The sequence below is a fragment of the Mesorhizobium sp. M0772 genome, assembly GCF_040320135.1.
Taxonomy (GTDB): Bacteria; Pseudomonadota; Alphaproteobacteria; order Rhizobiales; family Rhizobiaceae; genus Mesorhizobium.
The window spans coordinates 80,847-96,127 of record NZ_JAMYPB010000018.1; the positions used below are offsets into that span (position 1 = coordinate 80,847).

General features: G+C 64.1%; 14 protein-coding genes. 10 read left to right on the forward strand and 4 right to left on the reverse strand.

Annotated elements, in window-relative coordinates; translation table 11 throughout:
• Nucleotides 1-5: 5 nt before the first annotated feature.
• Both NKI06_RS14765 and tesB read right to left on the reverse strand, forming a co-directional pair.
• Nucleotides 6-344 carry a P-II family nitrogen regulator gene (locus tag NKI06_RS14765; RefSeq protein ID WP_023670499.1) on the reverse strand — a complete coding sequence of 113 codons (339 nt, stop codon included), beginning with the start codon at nt 342-344 and terminating at the stop codon, nt 6-8.
• A 218-nt stretch (nt 345-562) separates the two neighbouring features.
• A complete protein-coding gene (gene tesB / locus NKI06_RS14770) occupies nt 563-1,438 on the reverse strand; it encodes an acyl-CoA thioesterase II (RefSeq protein ID WP_023687727.1) in 876 nt (291 codons plus the stop codon).
• A gap of 112 nt (nt 1,439-1,550) precedes the next feature.
• Between tesB and NKI06_RS14775 the strand changes: the two genes are divergently transcribed.
• Complete coding sequence (locus NKI06_RS14775) at nt 1,551-2,807, forward strand: ubiquinone biosynthesis hydroxylase (RefSeq protein WP_352985959.1); 1,257 nt, start codon at nt 1,551-1,553, stop codon at nt 2,805-2,807.
• Here NKI06_RS14775 and NKI06_RS14780 read toward each other — a convergent pair.
• Complete coding sequence (locus NKI06_RS14780; protein WP_352839645.1) at nt 2,784-2,933, reverse strand: hypothetical protein; 150 nt, start codon at nt 2,931-2,933, stop codon at nt 2,784-2,786. The two genes, NKI06_RS14775 and NKI06_RS14780, sit on opposite strands and share 24 nt — an antisense overlap.
• A 98-nt stretch (nt 2,934-3,031) precedes the next feature.
• Entirely contained in the window at nt 3,032-3,562 is a 531-nt protein-coding gene (locus NKI06_RS14785; protein ID WP_023698376.1) for a hypothetical protein, read from the reverse strand.
• 402 nt (nt 3,563-3,964) lie between these two features.
• On the opposite strand from NKI06_RS14785, the gene NKI06_RS14790 reads away from it, so the two are divergent.
• The 9 genes from NKI06_RS14790 (at nt 3,965) to NKI06_RS14830 (ending at nt 15,279) form a co-directional block, all read left to right on the forward strand.
• Complete coding sequence (locus tag NKI06_RS14790) at nt 3,965-4,936, forward strand: substrate-binding domain-containing protein (protein ID WP_050587426.1); 972 nt, start codon at nt 3,965-3,967, stop codon at nt 4,934-4,936.
• Nucleotides 4,937-5,006: 70 nt separating this feature from the next.
• Nucleotides 5,007-6,533 carry a sugar ABC transporter ATP-binding protein gene (locus NKI06_RS14795; protein ID WP_352985962.1) on the forward strand — a complete coding sequence of 509 codons (1,527 nt, stop codon included), beginning with the start codon at nt 5,007-5,009 and terminating at the stop codon, nt 6,531-6,533.
• Between the two features lie 17 nt (nt 6,534-6,550).
• A complete protein-coding gene (locus NKI06_RS14800; RefSeq protein ID WP_352512835.1) occupies nt 6,551-7,537 on the forward strand; it encodes an ABC transporter permease in 987 nt (328 codons plus the stop codon).
• A 1-nt stretch (nt 7,538) separates the two neighbouring features.
• The gene (locus NKI06_RS14805; RefSeq protein WP_352985964.1) at nt 7,539-8,519 is read left to right on the forward strand and encodes a sugar-binding transcriptional regulator; all 981 of its coding nucleotides are present in this window, start codon (nt 7,539-7,541) and stop codon (nt 8,517-8,519) included.
• Entirely contained in the window at nt 8,509-9,504 is a 996-nt protein-coding gene (locus NKI06_RS14810) for an aldo/keto reductase (RefSeq protein ID WP_352985965.1), read from the forward strand. Before NKI06_RS14805 ends, NKI06_RS14810 begins: the two co-directional genes overlap by 11 nt.
• A 77-nt stretch (nt 9,505-9,581) precedes the next feature.
• Complete coding sequence (locus NKI06_RS14815; RefSeq protein WP_352985967.1) at nt 9,582-11,390, forward strand: glycerol-3-phosphate dehydrogenase/oxidase; 1,809 nt, start codon at nt 9,582-9,584, stop codon at nt 11,388-11,390.
• A complete protein-coding gene (locus tag NKI06_RS14820; protein ID WP_352985969.1) occupies nt 11,302-12,144 on the forward strand; it encodes a class I fructose-bisphosphate aldolase in 843 nt (280 codons plus the stop codon). The genes NKI06_RS14815 and NKI06_RS14820 overlap by 89 nt, the downstream gene beginning before the upstream one ends.
• Nucleotides 12,137-13,675 carry an FGGY-family carbohydrate kinase gene (locus NKI06_RS14825; protein ID WP_352985971.1) on the forward strand — a complete coding sequence of 513 codons (1,539 nt, stop codon included), beginning with the start codon at nt 12,137-12,139 and terminating at the stop codon, nt 13,673-13,675. The genes NKI06_RS14820 and NKI06_RS14825 overlap by 8 nt, the downstream gene beginning before the upstream one ends.
• Nucleotides 13,672-15,279, forward strand: coding sequence for a GMC family oxidoreductase (locus NKI06_RS14830; RefSeq protein WP_352985973.1), 1,608 nt, complete (start codon nt 13,672-13,674; stop codon nt 15,277-15,279). The genes NKI06_RS14825 and NKI06_RS14830 overlap by 4 nt, the downstream gene beginning before the upstream one ends.
• Nucleotides 15,280-15,281 lie beyond the last annotated feature (2 nt).

The window sequence follows — 15,281 nt, forward strand, 5'->3', positions numbered from 1 at the left end:
GCCGCTCAAAGTGCGTCGGTGTCTGTTTCGCCGGTACGGATGCGCACCGCCTGATCGATGCCGAAGACGAAGATCTTGCCGTCGCCGATCTGGCCGGTCTTGGCCGCCGCCGTGATGGCTTCGACGGCCTTGTCGACCAGGTCTGTGCTAACCGCGACTTCGATCTTGATTTTCGGCAGGAAACTGACCGCGTATTCCGCCCCGCGATAGATTTCCGTGTGTCCCTTCTGACGCCCGTAGCCTTTGACTTCGGTGACGGTCAGGCCCTGGATGCCGACGGCGGTGAGCGCTTCGCGCACCTCGTCGAGCTTGAACGGCTTGATGATTGCCATCACGATTTTCATAAGGTTTCACCCTTTGCTGTTGCGGTCCCCCGCGTTTGCACACCTTCACCGATCCCAAAAAGCCCGGAGAGTGCCCAACAGGATTCAAGCTCCGTGCCAGTTGCCGAAGCAGGGCGTTAACTCATTGTAAATAAACGGATCGCTCGAGTCCCGGCGCCACGGCGCGCACTGTCAACGGACAGTCACTGATTAAAAAGTAGGCAATTTTTCGAAAATGCCTATTCCGCAGGCGGCCGCTTCAGCCGGATCAGGCCTTCCTGGGCAACCGAGGCGATCAGCGTGCCGTCGCGGGCAAACAGCGAGCCGCGGGTGAAGCCGCGCGACCCCTGCGTCGACGGGCTGTCCTGCGTGTACAGGATCCAATCATCGAGCGGATGGCTGCGATGGAACCACATCGCATGGTCGAGGCTCGCCGCCTGGATGTCGCGGTCGAAAATGGCGCGGCCGTGCGCAAAGGTCGAGGTGTCGAGCAGCGTCATGTCGGAGAGGTAGGCAAGCACCGCCGCCTGGATGCCGCGGTCGGCCGGCACCGGGCCGGTGGTGCGGATCCAGATGTTCTGCTGCGGCTCCAGCTTTTCGCGGCTGGTGTAATGCTTCAGCATCACCGGCTTCATCTCGATCGGCCGGTCACGCTCCCAGTAGCGCTTGATGCCGTCCGGCACCGCCTCGCCGAACTTGCCCAGCAATTCGCGCTGCGACAACAGGCTGTCGGGCGGCGGCACGTCGCGCGGCATCGGCAGCTGATGCTCAAGGCCAACCTCGTCCTGCTGGAACGAGGCTTCCAGCGAAAAGATCGCCTGGCCGTGCTGGATCGCCACCACGCGCCGCGTGGTGAAGGAGCCGCCATCGCGGATGCGGTCGACCTCGTAGACGATCGGCACCTTGGTGTCGCCGGGCCGCATGAAATAGCCGTGCAGCGAATGCACGTGGCGCTCGGGCTCGACGGTGCGCTGCGCGGCGACCAGCGCCTGGGCGATGGTCTGGCCGCCGAAAACGCGCTGCCAGTCGAGCTTGGGGCTGCGACCACGGTACAGATTGTGTTCCAGCTGCTCGAGGTCGAGAATGCTGAGAAGCTCGTCCATGGCCGCCGTCATGCTTCGTGACCTCGCCGTAAGATGCTATGGCGGTTTCCGACAGGAATGGCGGGCAGTCAAGGCCGGAATGCCCCAGTGGGCGGGGATGGTCGAGACTTCGAAAGGAATTGACATGGCGAACCGCAACCCGGACGCAAAAACCCCGCTCGACGTGCTGGTCGCTGGCGCCGGCTATGTCGGCCTCGCCGCCGCCGTGTCGCTGAAACAGGCGCGGCCGAACCTGGCTGTCGCCGTCGTCGATGCCACGCCCCCCGGCGTCTGGCAGAAAGACGGCCGCGCCTCGGCGATCGCCGCCGCCGCCTGCCGCATGCTCGACCAGCTCGGCATCTGGCAGGAAATCGTCGGGCAATCGCAGGCGATCACCGAGATGATCGTCACCGATTCGCGCACCGCCGATCCGGTGCGTCCGGTGTTTCTCACCTTCGATGGCGAGGTCGCGCCGGGCGAACCGTTCGCCCACATGGTCGCCAACAAGGACCTGAACGGCGCCTTGCGCCACCGCGCGCAAAAGCTCGGCATCGACATCATCGAAGGTGTCGCGGTCGCATCGTTCGACGGCAATGGCGTCGGCATCACCGTGCATCTGGCCGACGGCGCGGCGATTGAGGCGCGGCTGCTGGTCGCCGCCGACGGCGTCAATTCCAAATTGCGCGACATGGCCGGCATCAAGACGGTGAAATGGGAATATGGCCAGTCCGGCATCGTCTGCACGGTGGCGCATGAGCGCCCGCACAATGGCCGCGCCGAAGAGCATTTTCTACCGGCCGGCCCGTTTGCAACGCTGCCGCTCAAGCCGACCGAGGACGGCACCAACCGTTCGTCGCTGGTCTGGGTCGAACGTTCCGAGGATGCCGAAAAGCTGGTCTCGGGCGACGACCTCGTCTTCGAGCAGGAGCTTGAATTGCGCTTCGGCCTGAAGCTCGGCGAAATCCGCGTCACCGACAAGCCGCGCGCCTGGCCGCTCGGCCTGACCATCGCGCGCGCCTTCGTCGCCCCGCGCATCGCGCTTGCCGGCGACGCCGCGCACGGCATCCACCCGATCGCCGGCCAGGGCCTCAATCTCGGCTTCAAGGATGTGGCGGCCCTTGTTGAAGTGGTGGTCGAGGCCGATCGCTTGGGACAGGATATCGGCGCGCTCGACGTGCTCGAGCGCTACCAGCAATGGCGCCGCTTCGACACGGTGCAGATGGGCGTCACCACAGATGTGCTGAACCGGCTGTTTTCCAACGACATCGGCCCGCTGCGCCAGCTCCGCGACATAGGCCTCGGCCTTGTCGAACGGATGCCCAGGCTGAAGGAGTTCTTCATCCGCCAGGCGTCGGGGTTGTCCAACGGCACACCGCGACTATTGAAGGGGGAGGCGATCTAGCAGCCAGACAAGGTAGTAGAAGACCACAATGGCGACCAGCGTGCCGACCACCAGCCTGCCGGCGTGGGATTTGCGCAATCTGTCACCAAACAGCATGCCGATCAGATCGGCCAATTCCGCAGCCACGTACGCAATTGCTTCCATCTGTGCCTTGACGGTTTGGGGGTACCGTCCCATTGATGTGGGGACGACCGCCTTCCGTTCAAGATCAATGTTGACCGAGGTCAGTTGACCTCAAACCCCAGCTTCTGCCGCAGTCGCAGCATGCGTTGGTCGGCGACCTTGAAACTCTGCTCGCCGCTCTTGGCAACACGATCCAGCATCTGCAGCAGGTCTTCGCGCTCATGCGGATCGAGGCGCTCGCGCAGGAAGGGCGCCAGCTTGTCGATGACGATCGTCGTGTCGTCGATCTGCGCCGCGGCCCATTTGGCGTAGACGACGGCTTCATCGGTCTTCTTCTGGTTGTCCGCAATCTGCGAGATCACCTCGCGGATAACCGTTTCGCGCTTCGGCAGGATCGGACCATGCTCCGCCGCGATTGCCATGATCAGCGTTGCTGCCGCCACCACCGGATCGTCGATCGCCGTCAGCGGCGACAGCGCCGCCTGCTTGCGCAGCTTCTTGCGCCTTATGTTGCCCTGGACGCGGCCGACGACGTCGGCGACCTCGCGCGCGGCTTCGTTCATGGCCTTCATGCGATACCACCAGAACGCCCCGGCTCCCAGCACGCCGAGAATAGCAATCAGGAAAGGCATGTCGAATTCCCCCGAAAATTGCGGCGACGATAGGAGAACTCCGGCGTTGCTTCAACACGCAAGAATTGTATCTGATGAGAAAGCAGAGCTGGCCCCCTAATCATCCAGACGCCGAGATCGGACGTCCTGGGTTCAGGTCGCTCGTCACGGGCATCTGATGGTGCAACCGCTTGGCGATAACGCCGACTTCGCATCCACCCCACCCACCTGCAAGATATTTCACATACTGATATTTCGTTCGCCATCATTGACATGCCATAAATCCCGCCGTATTCAATCTCGCCAGAGATTTCATCTTATGAAATTTCTTGCAAAGCTGATGCGACGAGGCTTTCATCGTCGGGGAACCCGGAGGAGAGAATGAACAGGATTGGGCTGGTGGGCGCGCTGAGCGCCGCTGTGATGACGTTGACCCTGGCGATGCCAGCGTCGGCAGAGAGCAAGTTTCAGTGCAAGCCGGATGAGACCTACGTGATGAACGTCATGGTCTCCGCGCATCCCTATTGGGTGCCGGTCTATCAGGGCTTCAAGCAGGCGGCTGCGGCGATGGGCTGCAAGACAGTGTTTTCGGGCACGCCGGACTATGACATCGCCAAGCAGATCGCTTCCTTCGAACAGGATCTGATCAAGAAGCCGGCCGGCGTGCTGCTGCACCCGATGCAGGCCGATCCGTTCATCGAGCCGATCAACCGCGCCATCGAGAACGGCACCACCGTCGTCACCTTCGCCGCCGACTCGCCAAAATCCAAGCGCGTCTCCTACATCACCTCGGACAATCTGGCGGAAGCCAAGTTTGCCGCCGAGGAGATCGTCAAGCAGGTCGGCGACGACGCCGAATATGGCGTGCTTGAGAACCCCGGCCAGAGCAACCACGATCTGCGCGTCACCGCCTTCATCGACTATCTCGCCAAGAACTATCCGAAGATGAAGCTGGTCGGACGCCAGGCCTCCAATCAGGACGCCAATGTCGCCAACAAGGCGGTGGCCTCGATGCTGCAAGCCAACCCGAACCTCAAGGCGCTGTGGATTCCGGAAGCCGGTTCGGCCGAAGGCGCGGTCGCGGCCGTTCTCGAAGCCAAGGCCAAGGTGCTGATCATGCACGCCGACATCACCCCGGCGACGCTGGAGCAGATCAAGGCCGGCAACATCCACATGGCGCTGAGCCCGAACCAGGGCATGCAGGGTTATCTCGGCTTCGTAGCCACCTTCATGGCGGCGCATCCGGAGCTGATCGACCCGTTCAACGACTACAAGACGTCGGGCCACAACCCGATGAGCATCCCCTTCGCCGATAACGGCTTTGCCGTCATCACCAAGGAGAATGCCGACTCGTTCGACCTGAACAAGTACATGCAGGGCCGCGATCCCAGCTAATCGCGTCCATCAGGCAATCGCGCCATCCGGCGCGGTTGCCTTATCCCTCCCTGAGCAGGTGAGCACACAAGTGGAAAAACCGGCCCTCCTCAAAATATCCGGCCTCAGCAAATCGTTCGGCCCTGTCCGTGCGTTGCGCGATGTTGGTTTCGAGCTGCGCGCCGGCGAAATCCACGCCATTGCCGGCGAGAACGGCGCCGGCAAGTCGACGCTGATGAAGGTGATCGACGGCATACTGCCGCCCGACAGCGGCGACATCCAGATCGACGGCCGCTCCGTTTCGATCCGCTCGCCGCTGGTGGCGCAAAAGCTCGGCATCGGCTTCGTGCACCAGGAGATCGCGCTGTGCCCCGATGTCTCGGTGGCGGAAAACATCTTCATGTCGATCACCAACGCCAGCAAGGCTTTGCTGATGAATTACCGTGACCTCGAGAAGCGCGCTGCCGCGATCCTGGCGCGGCTTGGCAACATCGATCCGACCGCGATGGTGCGCAGCCTGTCGATCTCCCAGCAGCAGCTGGTCGAGATCGCCAAGGCGCTGACGCTCGATTGCCGCATCCTCATCTTCGACGAGCCGACCGCCGCGCTGACCGAGCGCGAGGCCAAGAAACTGTTCGAGATCATCCACCAGCTTGCCGGCGAAGGCATCGGCATCATCTACATCTCGCACCGCATGGCCGAAATCTTCGAAAACTGCGACCGCGTCACGGTGCTGCGCGACGGCCGGTACATCACCACGCTCGACATATCGGCGACGACGCCAGAACAGGTGGTGGCGTCCATGGTCGGCCGCGTCATCGACAGCCTCTATCCCGAGAAGCTGCGCGGCGACGAGCGGTCCGAGGAAATTCTGCTCGAGGTCAGCAACCTCTGCGAGACAACCACCTTCCGCGACATTAGCTTCCAGTTGCGCAAGGGCGAAATCCTCGGCATTGGCGGCCTGATCGGCGCCGGTCGCAGCGAGATCGTTCGGGGTATCTGCCGGCTGGAGGGTCAGGTGACCGGCAATGTCAGCCTGCATGGCAAGCCGCTGTCGCTGACCCATTATGGCGACAGCATCGCCGCCGGCATCGTCTACCTCTCCGAGGACCGCAAGGGTGACGGGCTGTTCCTCGACATGTCGATCGCCGCCAACATCTCGGCGCTGGCGGTGGATCGGATCTCGACGCGCTTCGGCCTCATCAACGACCGCCGCGAGAAGCAGCGGGCGGAAACCATCGGCAGGCAGCTGTCGCTGAAATGCGGCCATGTCGGCCAGCCGGTTTCGACGCTCTCGGGTGGCAACCAGCAGAAGGTGGCGATCGCCAAGATGCTATCGGTCGACCCGAAGGTGATCTTCCTCGACGAGCCGACGCGCGGCGTCGATGTCGGCGCCAAGGCCGAAATCCACCGGATCCTGCGCAAGCTGGCGCGCGACGGCGTCGGCATCGTGGTCATCTCGTCGGAACTGCCGGAACTGATCGGTGTCTGCGACCGGGTGCTGATCGTACGCGAGGGACGCATCACCGGCGAGGTCACCGGCGCGGAAATGACCGAAGAAAACATCATGGTCCTGGCATCGCTTGCCGATGACGGCCGGCAACGGAGCGCCGCATGAGCATCGTGGGGGAAAGCATGGACAGCGTGACGCCGCCGGCCCGCATCGGGTTCGGTGAAAGGCTTGGCGGCCTGATCAGGATGCGCGAGACCGGTCTGATCCTCATCATCGCCGTGCTCTTTGCGGTCATGTCGTTCGCATCGCCGTACTTCCTGACCTGGGACAATATGCGGGCGATGGCGATGGCCTTCGCGGTCGAGGGCATCGTCGTCGTCGGCATGACGATCCTTCTGATCTCAGGCGGCATCGACCTTTCGGTCGGTTCGGTCACCGCACTCGCCATGGTCATTGCCGGCCTGCTCTTCCTCGGCGGCGTCGACCCCTGGCTGGCATCATTGATTGCAATAGCGGCCTGTGCAGGCATCGGCGCCTTTATGGGCTTCTTCGTCACCAAGGTGGGATTGCACCACTTCATCGTCTCTCTGGCCGTGATGGTGATTGCGCGCGGGCTCTGCCTGCTCGGCACCGGCGGCCGCCCGCTCGGGCTCTATACCCTGCCGCCCGAGTTCAAATTCATCGGCCAGGGCGCCATTGGCGGCATTCCGGTCGTCATCATCATCTTCATCGTCTTCGTCATCCTGTCCGACTTCATGCTGCGCCGCACGACGATGTTTCGCAAAGTTTTCTACACCGGCAGCAATGAGAAGGCCGCCGCCTATTCCGGCATTCGCACCAAGAAGGTCGTGTTCCTGACGACAACTTTGTGCTCGACGCTGTGCGGCTTTGCCGGCGTGATCTACATGGCCCGCTTCGGCTCGGCCCAGCCGACCTTCGGCGCCGGCATGGAGCTGAACGTCATCGCCGCCGCGGTGATCGGCGGCGCCAGCCTCACTGGTGGCTCCGGCACCATTCTCGGCGCCATCCTTGGCACCATCCTGCTCTCCGTCGTTTCAAGCTCGCTCGCTCTGCTCGACGTGTCCGTCTATTGGCAGGACATCATCCGCGGGTCCATTCTGCTGACGGCGGTCACCGCCGACTACCACTTCAACAAGCGGCGGGGCTGAGATGGCGGACGGCAGGGAAGATTTCGAGGCGATCCGGCAGATCCACACCGTTCTGGTGCTGCACTTCGTCGACGGCATGAAGCAGAACGACATTGCGGCGGCGCTCAACCTTTCGGCGTCGAAAGTCAATCGGCTTATCGCGCAAGGGCGCAAGCTCGGCATGCTGCGGATCGCGGTCGAGAGCCCGTTCCAGCGCCTCGTCGACATCGAAAAGCAGCTGATCGAGGTCGCGCAACTGGCGGCCGCGATCGTGACGCCGACCGTGGCCGGCAGTCCCGACAGCACCCTGCAGCAAGTGGGACGCGCGGCGGCCAACCAGTTGCTCGAGACCTTGCGCGACGGCGACGTCATTGCCATCACCGGCGGCAAGGCGATCAGCGCGCTGGTCGAAAACCTGCAGCCCGAGCGCGCCTTCGACGTCACCGTCGTGCCGCTGACCGGCGGCGTCCAGGGCAAGCACTATACCGACGTCAACCATCTGGCGACGCGGCTGGCCGAACGCCTCGGCGGTACCAGCATGCTCTTGCACGCGCCGCTCTTTGCCGAAAGCCGCGAGCAGCGCGATCTCCTGCTGGACATGGCCTCGGTGCGCGAAATCTTCGACCTGGCCCGCAAAGCCGCGATCGCGCTGGTCGGCGTCGGGTCGATTCAGACGCCGGGGTCGAGCTACTACGACCTCCACCCCGGCCTCGATCCCGACCGCGAAAAACTCGCCGCCAGCGGCGCGGTCGGCGAGTTCCTTGCGCATCTGATCCGCGACGACGGCACGCTGGCCGACTATCCGCCCAACGACCGCCTGGTGGCGCTGGCGCCTTCGGAACTCGGTCGCTGCCGGTCGGTGATGGGCGTCGCTAGCGGCGCCGAAAAGGTCTGGCCGATCCGCGCAACGCTTCGCGGCAACTATCTCAAATCACTGGTCGTCGACGAAGAGACGGCCAATGCAGTCCTGAGCAATGCGGGGAGCATACGCAATGTCGCCTGAAATGTTGACGCGCACCATTGGCGCGTCGGGAATATCCGCCTCCGCAATCGGCCTTGGCACCTGGGCCATTGGCGGCTGGATGTGGGGCGGCACCGACGAGGCGCAATCCATCGACACCATCCGCGCCTCGATCGATGAAGGCGTTTCGCTGATCGACACCGCGCCGGCCTACGGCAAGGGGCTGTCCGAGGAAATCGTCGGCAAGGCGATCAAGGGCCGCCGCGACAAGGTCGTGCTCGCCACCAAGCTTGGGCTGATCTGGCACGCGAAAAAGGGCAACCACTTCTTCGACTATGACGGCGCGCCCGTGCATCGCTATCTCGGTGCCGACTCTGTCGTCTACGAAGTCGAGCAGAGCCTGCGCCGTCTCGGCACCGACCACATCGACCACTACATCACCCACTGGCAGGATCCGACGACGCCGGTCGCTGAAACGATGGAAGCGCTCGACCGGCTGAAAACCCAGGGCAAGATCCGCTCCATCGGCGCCAGCAATGTCAGCGTCGCCGATGTGAAGGCCTATCTCGCGGCCGGCCAGCTCGATGCGGTCCAGCAGGAATACAGCATGGTCGCGCGCGACATAGAACAAGACCTGTTGCCCTTCTGCGCCGGGAACAACGTGTCGGTGCTCAGCTATTCCTCCCTGGCGCTCGGTCTGCTCTCGGGCAAGATCGGTCCCGACCGCGTCTTTACCGGCGACGACCAGCGCAAGGACAATCCGCGCTTCTCGCTCGCCAACCGCCGCAAGGTGGCAGCGCTGATGGAAGCGATCAGGCCGAGTGCCGAGGCGCACGGCGCCAGCGAGGCGCAGGTGGTCATCGCCTGGACGCTGCAGCAGCCCGGCATCACCTTCTCACTCTGCGGCGCGCGCAGCCCGCAGCAAGCCAGGGAAAACGCGCAGGCCGGCCGCATCAAATTGTCGGGACAGGAGATCAACCAGATCAGTGAGGCCGCCAGACGCCATCTGACCAATCTCGACGCCTGACCGCCACCAGTAACCCGAACCAAGTTGAGCTGCCGTCCACCGGACGGCAGAACGGCCCAACCTTGCCCGGCAAAGCCATGCCTGATCAGAGAACCGTCATCGTCGACACGATCCGCCGCAACGGCGCGTTCGATGTCGTCGTCATGGGCGGCGGCATAAACGGCATCGGCGTTTTCCGCGAACTGGCGCTGCAGGGTCTCCGAGTTCTGCTGGTCGAACGCAACGATTTCTGTTCGGGCTGCAGTGCGGCACCCTCGCGCATGATCCATGGCGGCCTGCGCTATCTCGAGAATGGCGAGTTCGGCCTGGTGCAGGAATCGCTGCGCGAACGCGACGCGCTGCTGGCCAATGCGCCGCATATGGTGCGGCCGCTGCCGACGACAATTCCGATCCGCTCCGTCTTCTCCGGGCTGATGAACGGCGCGGCAGGCTTTCTCGGCTTTTCGGAAACGCCTTCCAGCCGCGGCGCGCTGGCGATCAAGGCAGGCCTCGCGCTCTACGACTGGACGACGCACAAGCGCCGGGTGCTGCCGCGCCACAGTTTCCGTGGCGCCAGGGCGACCTTCGCGCAATGGCCGACGCTCGATCCCAAACTGCGCTTTTCCGCTACCTATTACGACGCCTGGATCAGCTACCCCGAACGGCTCGGCATCGAATTGCTGCTCGATACCGCACGCCTGGCGCCCGACAGCCTCGCGCTCAATCGCGCCGAGATCGCGCGCGCGGGCTCCTCCTTCGAGCTCACCGATACGGTGGGTGGTGAAGGCTTCACCGTGACCGCCAAGGCGATCGTCAATGCGACCGGCGCATGGCTGGATTCGGCGATCGCCCGGCTCGACGCCTCCGAAAAGCCCGCGGCGCCCCTGGTCGAGGGCACCAAGGGCTCGCACCTCATCCTCGACAACGAGCCGCTCTACCGTGCGCTCGGCGGTCACATGATTTTCTTCGAGAATGCCGACGGTCGCGTCTGCATCATGTTTCCCTATCTCGGCAAGGTGCTGGTCGGCTCGACGGATATCCGCGTCAGCGAAGCCGGGCGCGTGCGCTGCGAACCGGCCGAGACCGACTACATATTGGCGGCGGCGCGGTTGGTATTCCCGTCCATTTCGGTCCGTGCCGCCGACGTCGTCTTCACCTATAGCGGCATCCGGCCGCTGCCGAAGAGCGACCATGCCTTCACCGGCAGGATATCGCGCGGCCATTCCGTGCATCGCATAGCCGGCGGCATCCCGCAGTTCTGCATGATCGGCGGCAAGTGGACGACCTTCCGCGCCTTCGCCGAACAGGCGGCCGACGAAGTGCTGGCCGAGCTTGGCCGCGAGCGCATTCGCGGCACGCTGGCGCTGCCGATAGGCGGCGGCCTCGGTTTCCCCGCAGATCCGGCATCGATGGCAGCCGATCTCGCCGGTGAGTTCGCGATCAGCTCCGACCGCGCCGCGTATCTCGTCGATCGCTACGGCAGCGGCGCGCGCGACATCATCCTGTTCTGCCTCGGACGTCCCGACGATATCAGGCTCGACGACAGGACCGAGACCACGGCTGCCGAGATCGTCTACCTCATCAGGCATGAGTTCGTGACCAGCCTGTCAGACCTTGTCCTGCGTCGCACCTCGCTTGCCATTTGCGGCGACATTTCGATGGCGATGATCGAGCGCATCGCCGATGCACTGGCCGCCGAACGCGGCTGGAACCGCCGGTATCGGGGCGACGCGGTAAAAAGCCTGGTTGTCGAACTCGACACCTATCACGGCGTCTCGCAAGAGATGCTCGACCAACGCACGATCCCAGGAGCAGAACATGAAAGTCAGCACCAAGGCCCGGATGAACCGGATGTTCACCAACGGCAATTGCCTCGACGTGGCACTCGATCACGGCGTCTGCAATGAACCGGGGTTTCTCATCGGCCTGGAGGACATGCCACGTGTCATAGACACGCTGATCGCGGCAGGGCCCGATGCGCTGCAGCTCGCCTATGGCCAGGCCGATCTGCTGCAATCGCGGCCGGACAAGGACAAGCCGGCGCTGGCCATGCGCATCGACATGGGCAACCCCTACAATGCACAGCGCCACCGGGTGATGTGGTCGATGCTGCAGAACCATGACGAGCCGATCATCGGCGCGCTGGAAATGGATGCGGCCTGCGTCGTCGTCAATCTGTTCATGCTGCCGGACGAGCCGGAGCTGTTTCGCCAATGCGTCGAAAACATCGCCAAGGTCCGCGCCGCCTGCCAGCGATACGGCATGCCCTTGATGATCGAGCCGCTGGTCATGCTGCCCAACGATATCAGGGGCGGCTACCAGGTCGACGGCGCCGCCGAAAAGATCGTGACGCTGGTGCGGCTCGCCGCCGAAATGGGCGCCGACATCATCAAGGCCGACCCGACCGAGCACGCGGAAGATTTCCACCGCGTGGTCGAGGCGGCACGCGTGCCGGTGCTGGTGCGTGGCGGCGGCAAGGACGATCTCAAGACGGTGCTGGCAAAATCGTCAGCCCTGCTCAGACAAGGCGCCAAGGGGCTGGTCTATGGCCGCAACATCTATCAGCATGCCAATCCGAAGGCGGTAGTGAGTGCGTTGATGGCGATGATCCACAACGACGCCGGCGGCGAAGAGGCTTGGGACATCTACAACAATGGCTGATCAAGCCGCCTATCTGCTCGGCCTCGACGCCGGCAACACCATCATCAAGGCGGTGCTGTTCGATCATACGGGACGGCAGCTCGCCATGCATGCGGTCGCCGGCCGTTCGCACACGCCGCAGCCGGGCTATGTCGAGCGCGACCTCGGCGGCATGTGGGCCGCTGCGCGCGACGCCATACGCGCCTGCATTGCGCAGGCCGGCATCGATGCCCGCGAGATCGCCGCCGTCGGCTGCGCCGGCCATGGCAACGGCCTTTATCTGGTCGACCGTGCCGGCGAACCGCTGATCGGCATCCAGTCGCTCGACACCCGCGCCGCCGGCATGGCGGCGTCCCTGGCGTCGCGCAATGCCGAGGCACTGCACGCCATCTGCCTGCAAAAGCCGTGGCCGGCGCAGACGCCGACCTTGCTGGCCTGGGTCAAGCAGCATGCGCCCGACCTTTATGCCGCGGCCGGCACAGCGATGCTGTGCAAGGATTTCATCACCTACCGCCTGACAGGGGAGCGGGGGAGCGACGTCTCCGACATGTCCGGTTGCGGCCTCGTCCGCATGCCCGAAGGCGTCTATGATTCCGAGCTTCTCGCGCTCTACGGCATCGAGGACGCGCAGGCCAAACTGCCTCGATTGCGCGACAGCGCCGACATCGCCGGCGCGGTCACCGCACAAGCGGCTGAAGAGACCGGACTGGCGGAAGGCACGCCGGTCATCGCCGGCTATTTCGACGTCGTCGCCAGCGCCATGGGAGCCGGCGTCGTGCGTCCCGGCGAAGCCTCTGTTATCGCCGGCACCTGGTCGGTCAATCAGGTCTTCTCCACCGCGCCGGTCGTCGACCCAGATGTTTTCATGGTGGCGCGCTTCGGTCCCGGCCGTTTCGTCAACATCGAATCCAGCGCTACATCGGCCGCCAATCTCGAATGGTATGTACGCGAACTCGTCGAGCGCGGTGCCCATTATGACGATCCGTTCGGCCACTGCAACGCGGCTGTCGGCGCGGTGACGCCAACCTGGGACGATCCGATGTTCCACCCGTTTCTCTACGGGTCGGGACAAGGGGCGGAGTTCCGCGCCGGCTTCTACGGCCTCGCCGGCTGGCATAGGGAAGGCCATATGCTGCGCGCGCTGTTCGAGGGCGTGATGTTCGAGCACCGGCGCCACATCAATGTTCTGAAGGACGCCGGTGTCAGCTTCGACAAAGCGGTCCTGTCCGGCGGCGGTTCGCGCAGCGAGCACTGGCCGCAGATCTTCGCCGACGGGCTTGGCGTGCCGATCACCGTCCCTGAAGCACGCGAGACCGGCGCACTTGGTGCGGCGATCGGCGCCGGGGTCGCGGCCGGCCTGTTCGCCGACTATGAGGCCGGCGTCGACGCCATGACCCGGTCAAGCGCCGCCTACCGTCCGAACCCGGCCATGCAGGACCATTACAACAGGCGTTATCGCGCCTATTGCGGCCTTGCCGATACGCTGCGATCGTTCTGGGCCGAACACGCCGCAGAACCGAGTAGAACACCGCCGAGTAAACCACCGCAATGACCCAACGGCTCGATGGCGACTACGACTACATCATCGTCGGCGCAGGCACCGCCGGCTGCGTGCTGGCCAATCGCCTGAGCGAAAACCCGGCGACGCGCGTGCTGCTGCTCGAGGCCGGCGGCAGCGACAATTATCACTGGGTGCATATCCCGGTCGGCTATCTCTATTGCATCGGCAATCCGCGCACCGACTGGATGATGAAGACTGCCCCCGAAGCCGGCCTGAACGGCCGCTCGCTGGTCTATCCCCGCGGCAAGGTGCTGGGCGGCTGCACCTCGGTCAACGGCATGATCTACATGCGGGGACAGGCGGCGGACTACGATGGCTGGCGGCAGATGGGCAATGTCGGCTGGGGCTGGGACGATGTGCTGCCCTACTTCCTCAAATCCGAGGACCATCATGGCGGCAAGACCGGGCTGCATGGCTCCCGCGGCGAATGGAAAGTGGCGCGGCAACGCCTGTCGTGGCCGATCCTGAACACCGTGCAGGAGGCGGCCAAGGAATTCGGCATCATGCCGCGCGAGGATTTTAACGACGGCGACAATGAGGGGTCCGGCTTCTTCGAAGTCAACCAGAGCAAGGGCGTGCGCTGGAACACAGCCAAGGCATTCTTGCGCCCGGCGCTGCGACGGCCGAACCTCAGGCTGGTCGTCAACGCGCATGTCGAGACGGTGTTGTTCGAGGGCAAGCGTGCTATCGGCGTTTGTTATCGCGTCGGCGGCCAAACCATCGAGGCAAAGGCCAGGAGCGAGGTGCTGCTGACCGCCGGCTCGATCAACACGCCGAAACTGCTGGAGCTTTCCGGGGTCGGCGAGCCGGATCGCCTCGCCGCGCTCGGCATCGATGTGGTTCACGCCAGCCCCGATGTCGGCGAGAACCTTCAGGACCATCTGCAGATCCGCACTGTCTACAAAGTGTCGTCGGCGCTGACGCTCAACACGCTAGCCAACAGCCTGAGCGGCAAGGCGAAGATCGCGCTGCAATATGCCTTTGGCCGCTCGGGACCGATGTCGATGGCGCCGAGCCAGTTCGGCATGTTCTCGAAATCCGATCCGTCGATGGCGACGCCGGACCTGGAGTACCACGTCCAGCCCTTGTCTACCGACCGGCTGGGCGACCCGCTGCACCCGTTCCCGGCAATCACCATGTCGGTCTGCAATCTGCGGCCCGAGAGCGTCGGCTCGGTGCACGCTACGACGCGCGAGCTGGCCGTGCAGCCGGAGATCCGGCTGAACTACCTCTCTACGGGGCGCGACCGCGAGATCGCGCTGCGTTCGGTGCGCCAGGCGCGCAGCATCATGACCGCCAAGGCTCTTGCCGGCTTCCATCCGGAAGAAATCCTGCCTGGTCTCGCCCACCAGTCGGACGAGGACCTGCTGCACCAGATCGGCTCGATCGCGACGACCATCTTCCACCCGGTCGGCACCTGTAGGATGGGTGTCGACGGCCGCGCCGTCGTCAGCCCGGACCTGCGCGTGACCGGTGTCGAGGGCCTGCGCGTCGTCGACGCCTCGATCATGCCGCGCATCGTCTCCGGCAACACCGCCTCGCCAGTGGTGATGATCGCCGAGAAGGCGGCGGATATGATCCGCCGGCCTGCATGACC

Bases quoted from the DNA above. Each gene is read 5' to 3' on its own strand.
- NKI06_RS14765 (WP_023670499.1), bottom strand. From the start codon at position 344: ATGAAAATCGTGATGGCAATCATCAAGCCGTTCAAGCTCGACGAGGTG.
- tesB (WP_023687727.1), bottom strand. From the start codon at position 1,438: ATGACGGCGGCCATGGACGAGCTTCTCAGCATTCTCGACCTCGAGCAG.
- NKI06_RS14775 (WP_352985959.1), top strand. From the start codon at position 1,551: ATGGCGAACCGCAACCCGGACGCAAAAACCCCGCTCGACGTGCTGGTC.
- NKI06_RS14785 (WP_023698376.1), bottom strand. From the start codon at position 3,562: ATGCCTTTCCTGATTGCTATTCTCGGCGTGCTGGGAGCCGGGGCGTTC.
- NKI06_RS14790 (WP_050587426.1), top strand. From the start codon at position 3,965: ATGACGTTGACCCTGGCGATGCCAGCGTCGGCAGAGAGCAAGTTTCAG.
- NKI06_RS14800 (WP_352512835.1), top strand. From the start codon at position 6,551: ATGGACAGCGTGACGCCGCCGGCCCGCATCGGGTTCGGTGAAAGGCTT.
- NKI06_RS14805 (WP_352985964.1), top strand. From the start codon at position 7,539: ATGGCGGACGGCAGGGAAGATTTCGAGGCGATCCGGCAGATCCACACC.
- NKI06_RS14810 (WP_352985965.1), top strand. From the start codon at position 8,509: ATGTCGCCTGAAATGTTGACGCGCACCATTGGCGCGTCGGGAATATCC.
- NKI06_RS14815 (WP_352985967.1), top strand. From the start codon at position 9,582: ATGCCTGATCAGAGAACCGTCATCGTCGACACGATCCGCCGCAACGGC.
- NKI06_RS14820 (WP_352985969.1), top strand. From the start codon at position 11,302: ATGAAAGTCAGCACCAAGGCCCGGATGAACCGGATGTTCACCAACGGC.
- NKI06_RS14825 (WP_352985971.1), top strand. From the start codon at position 12,137: ATGGCTGATCAAGCCGCCTATCTGCTCGGCCTCGACGCCGGCAACACC.
- NKI06_RS14830 (WP_352985973.1), top strand. From the start codon at position 13,672: ATGACCCAACGGCTCGATGGCGACTACGACTACATCATCGTCGGCGCA.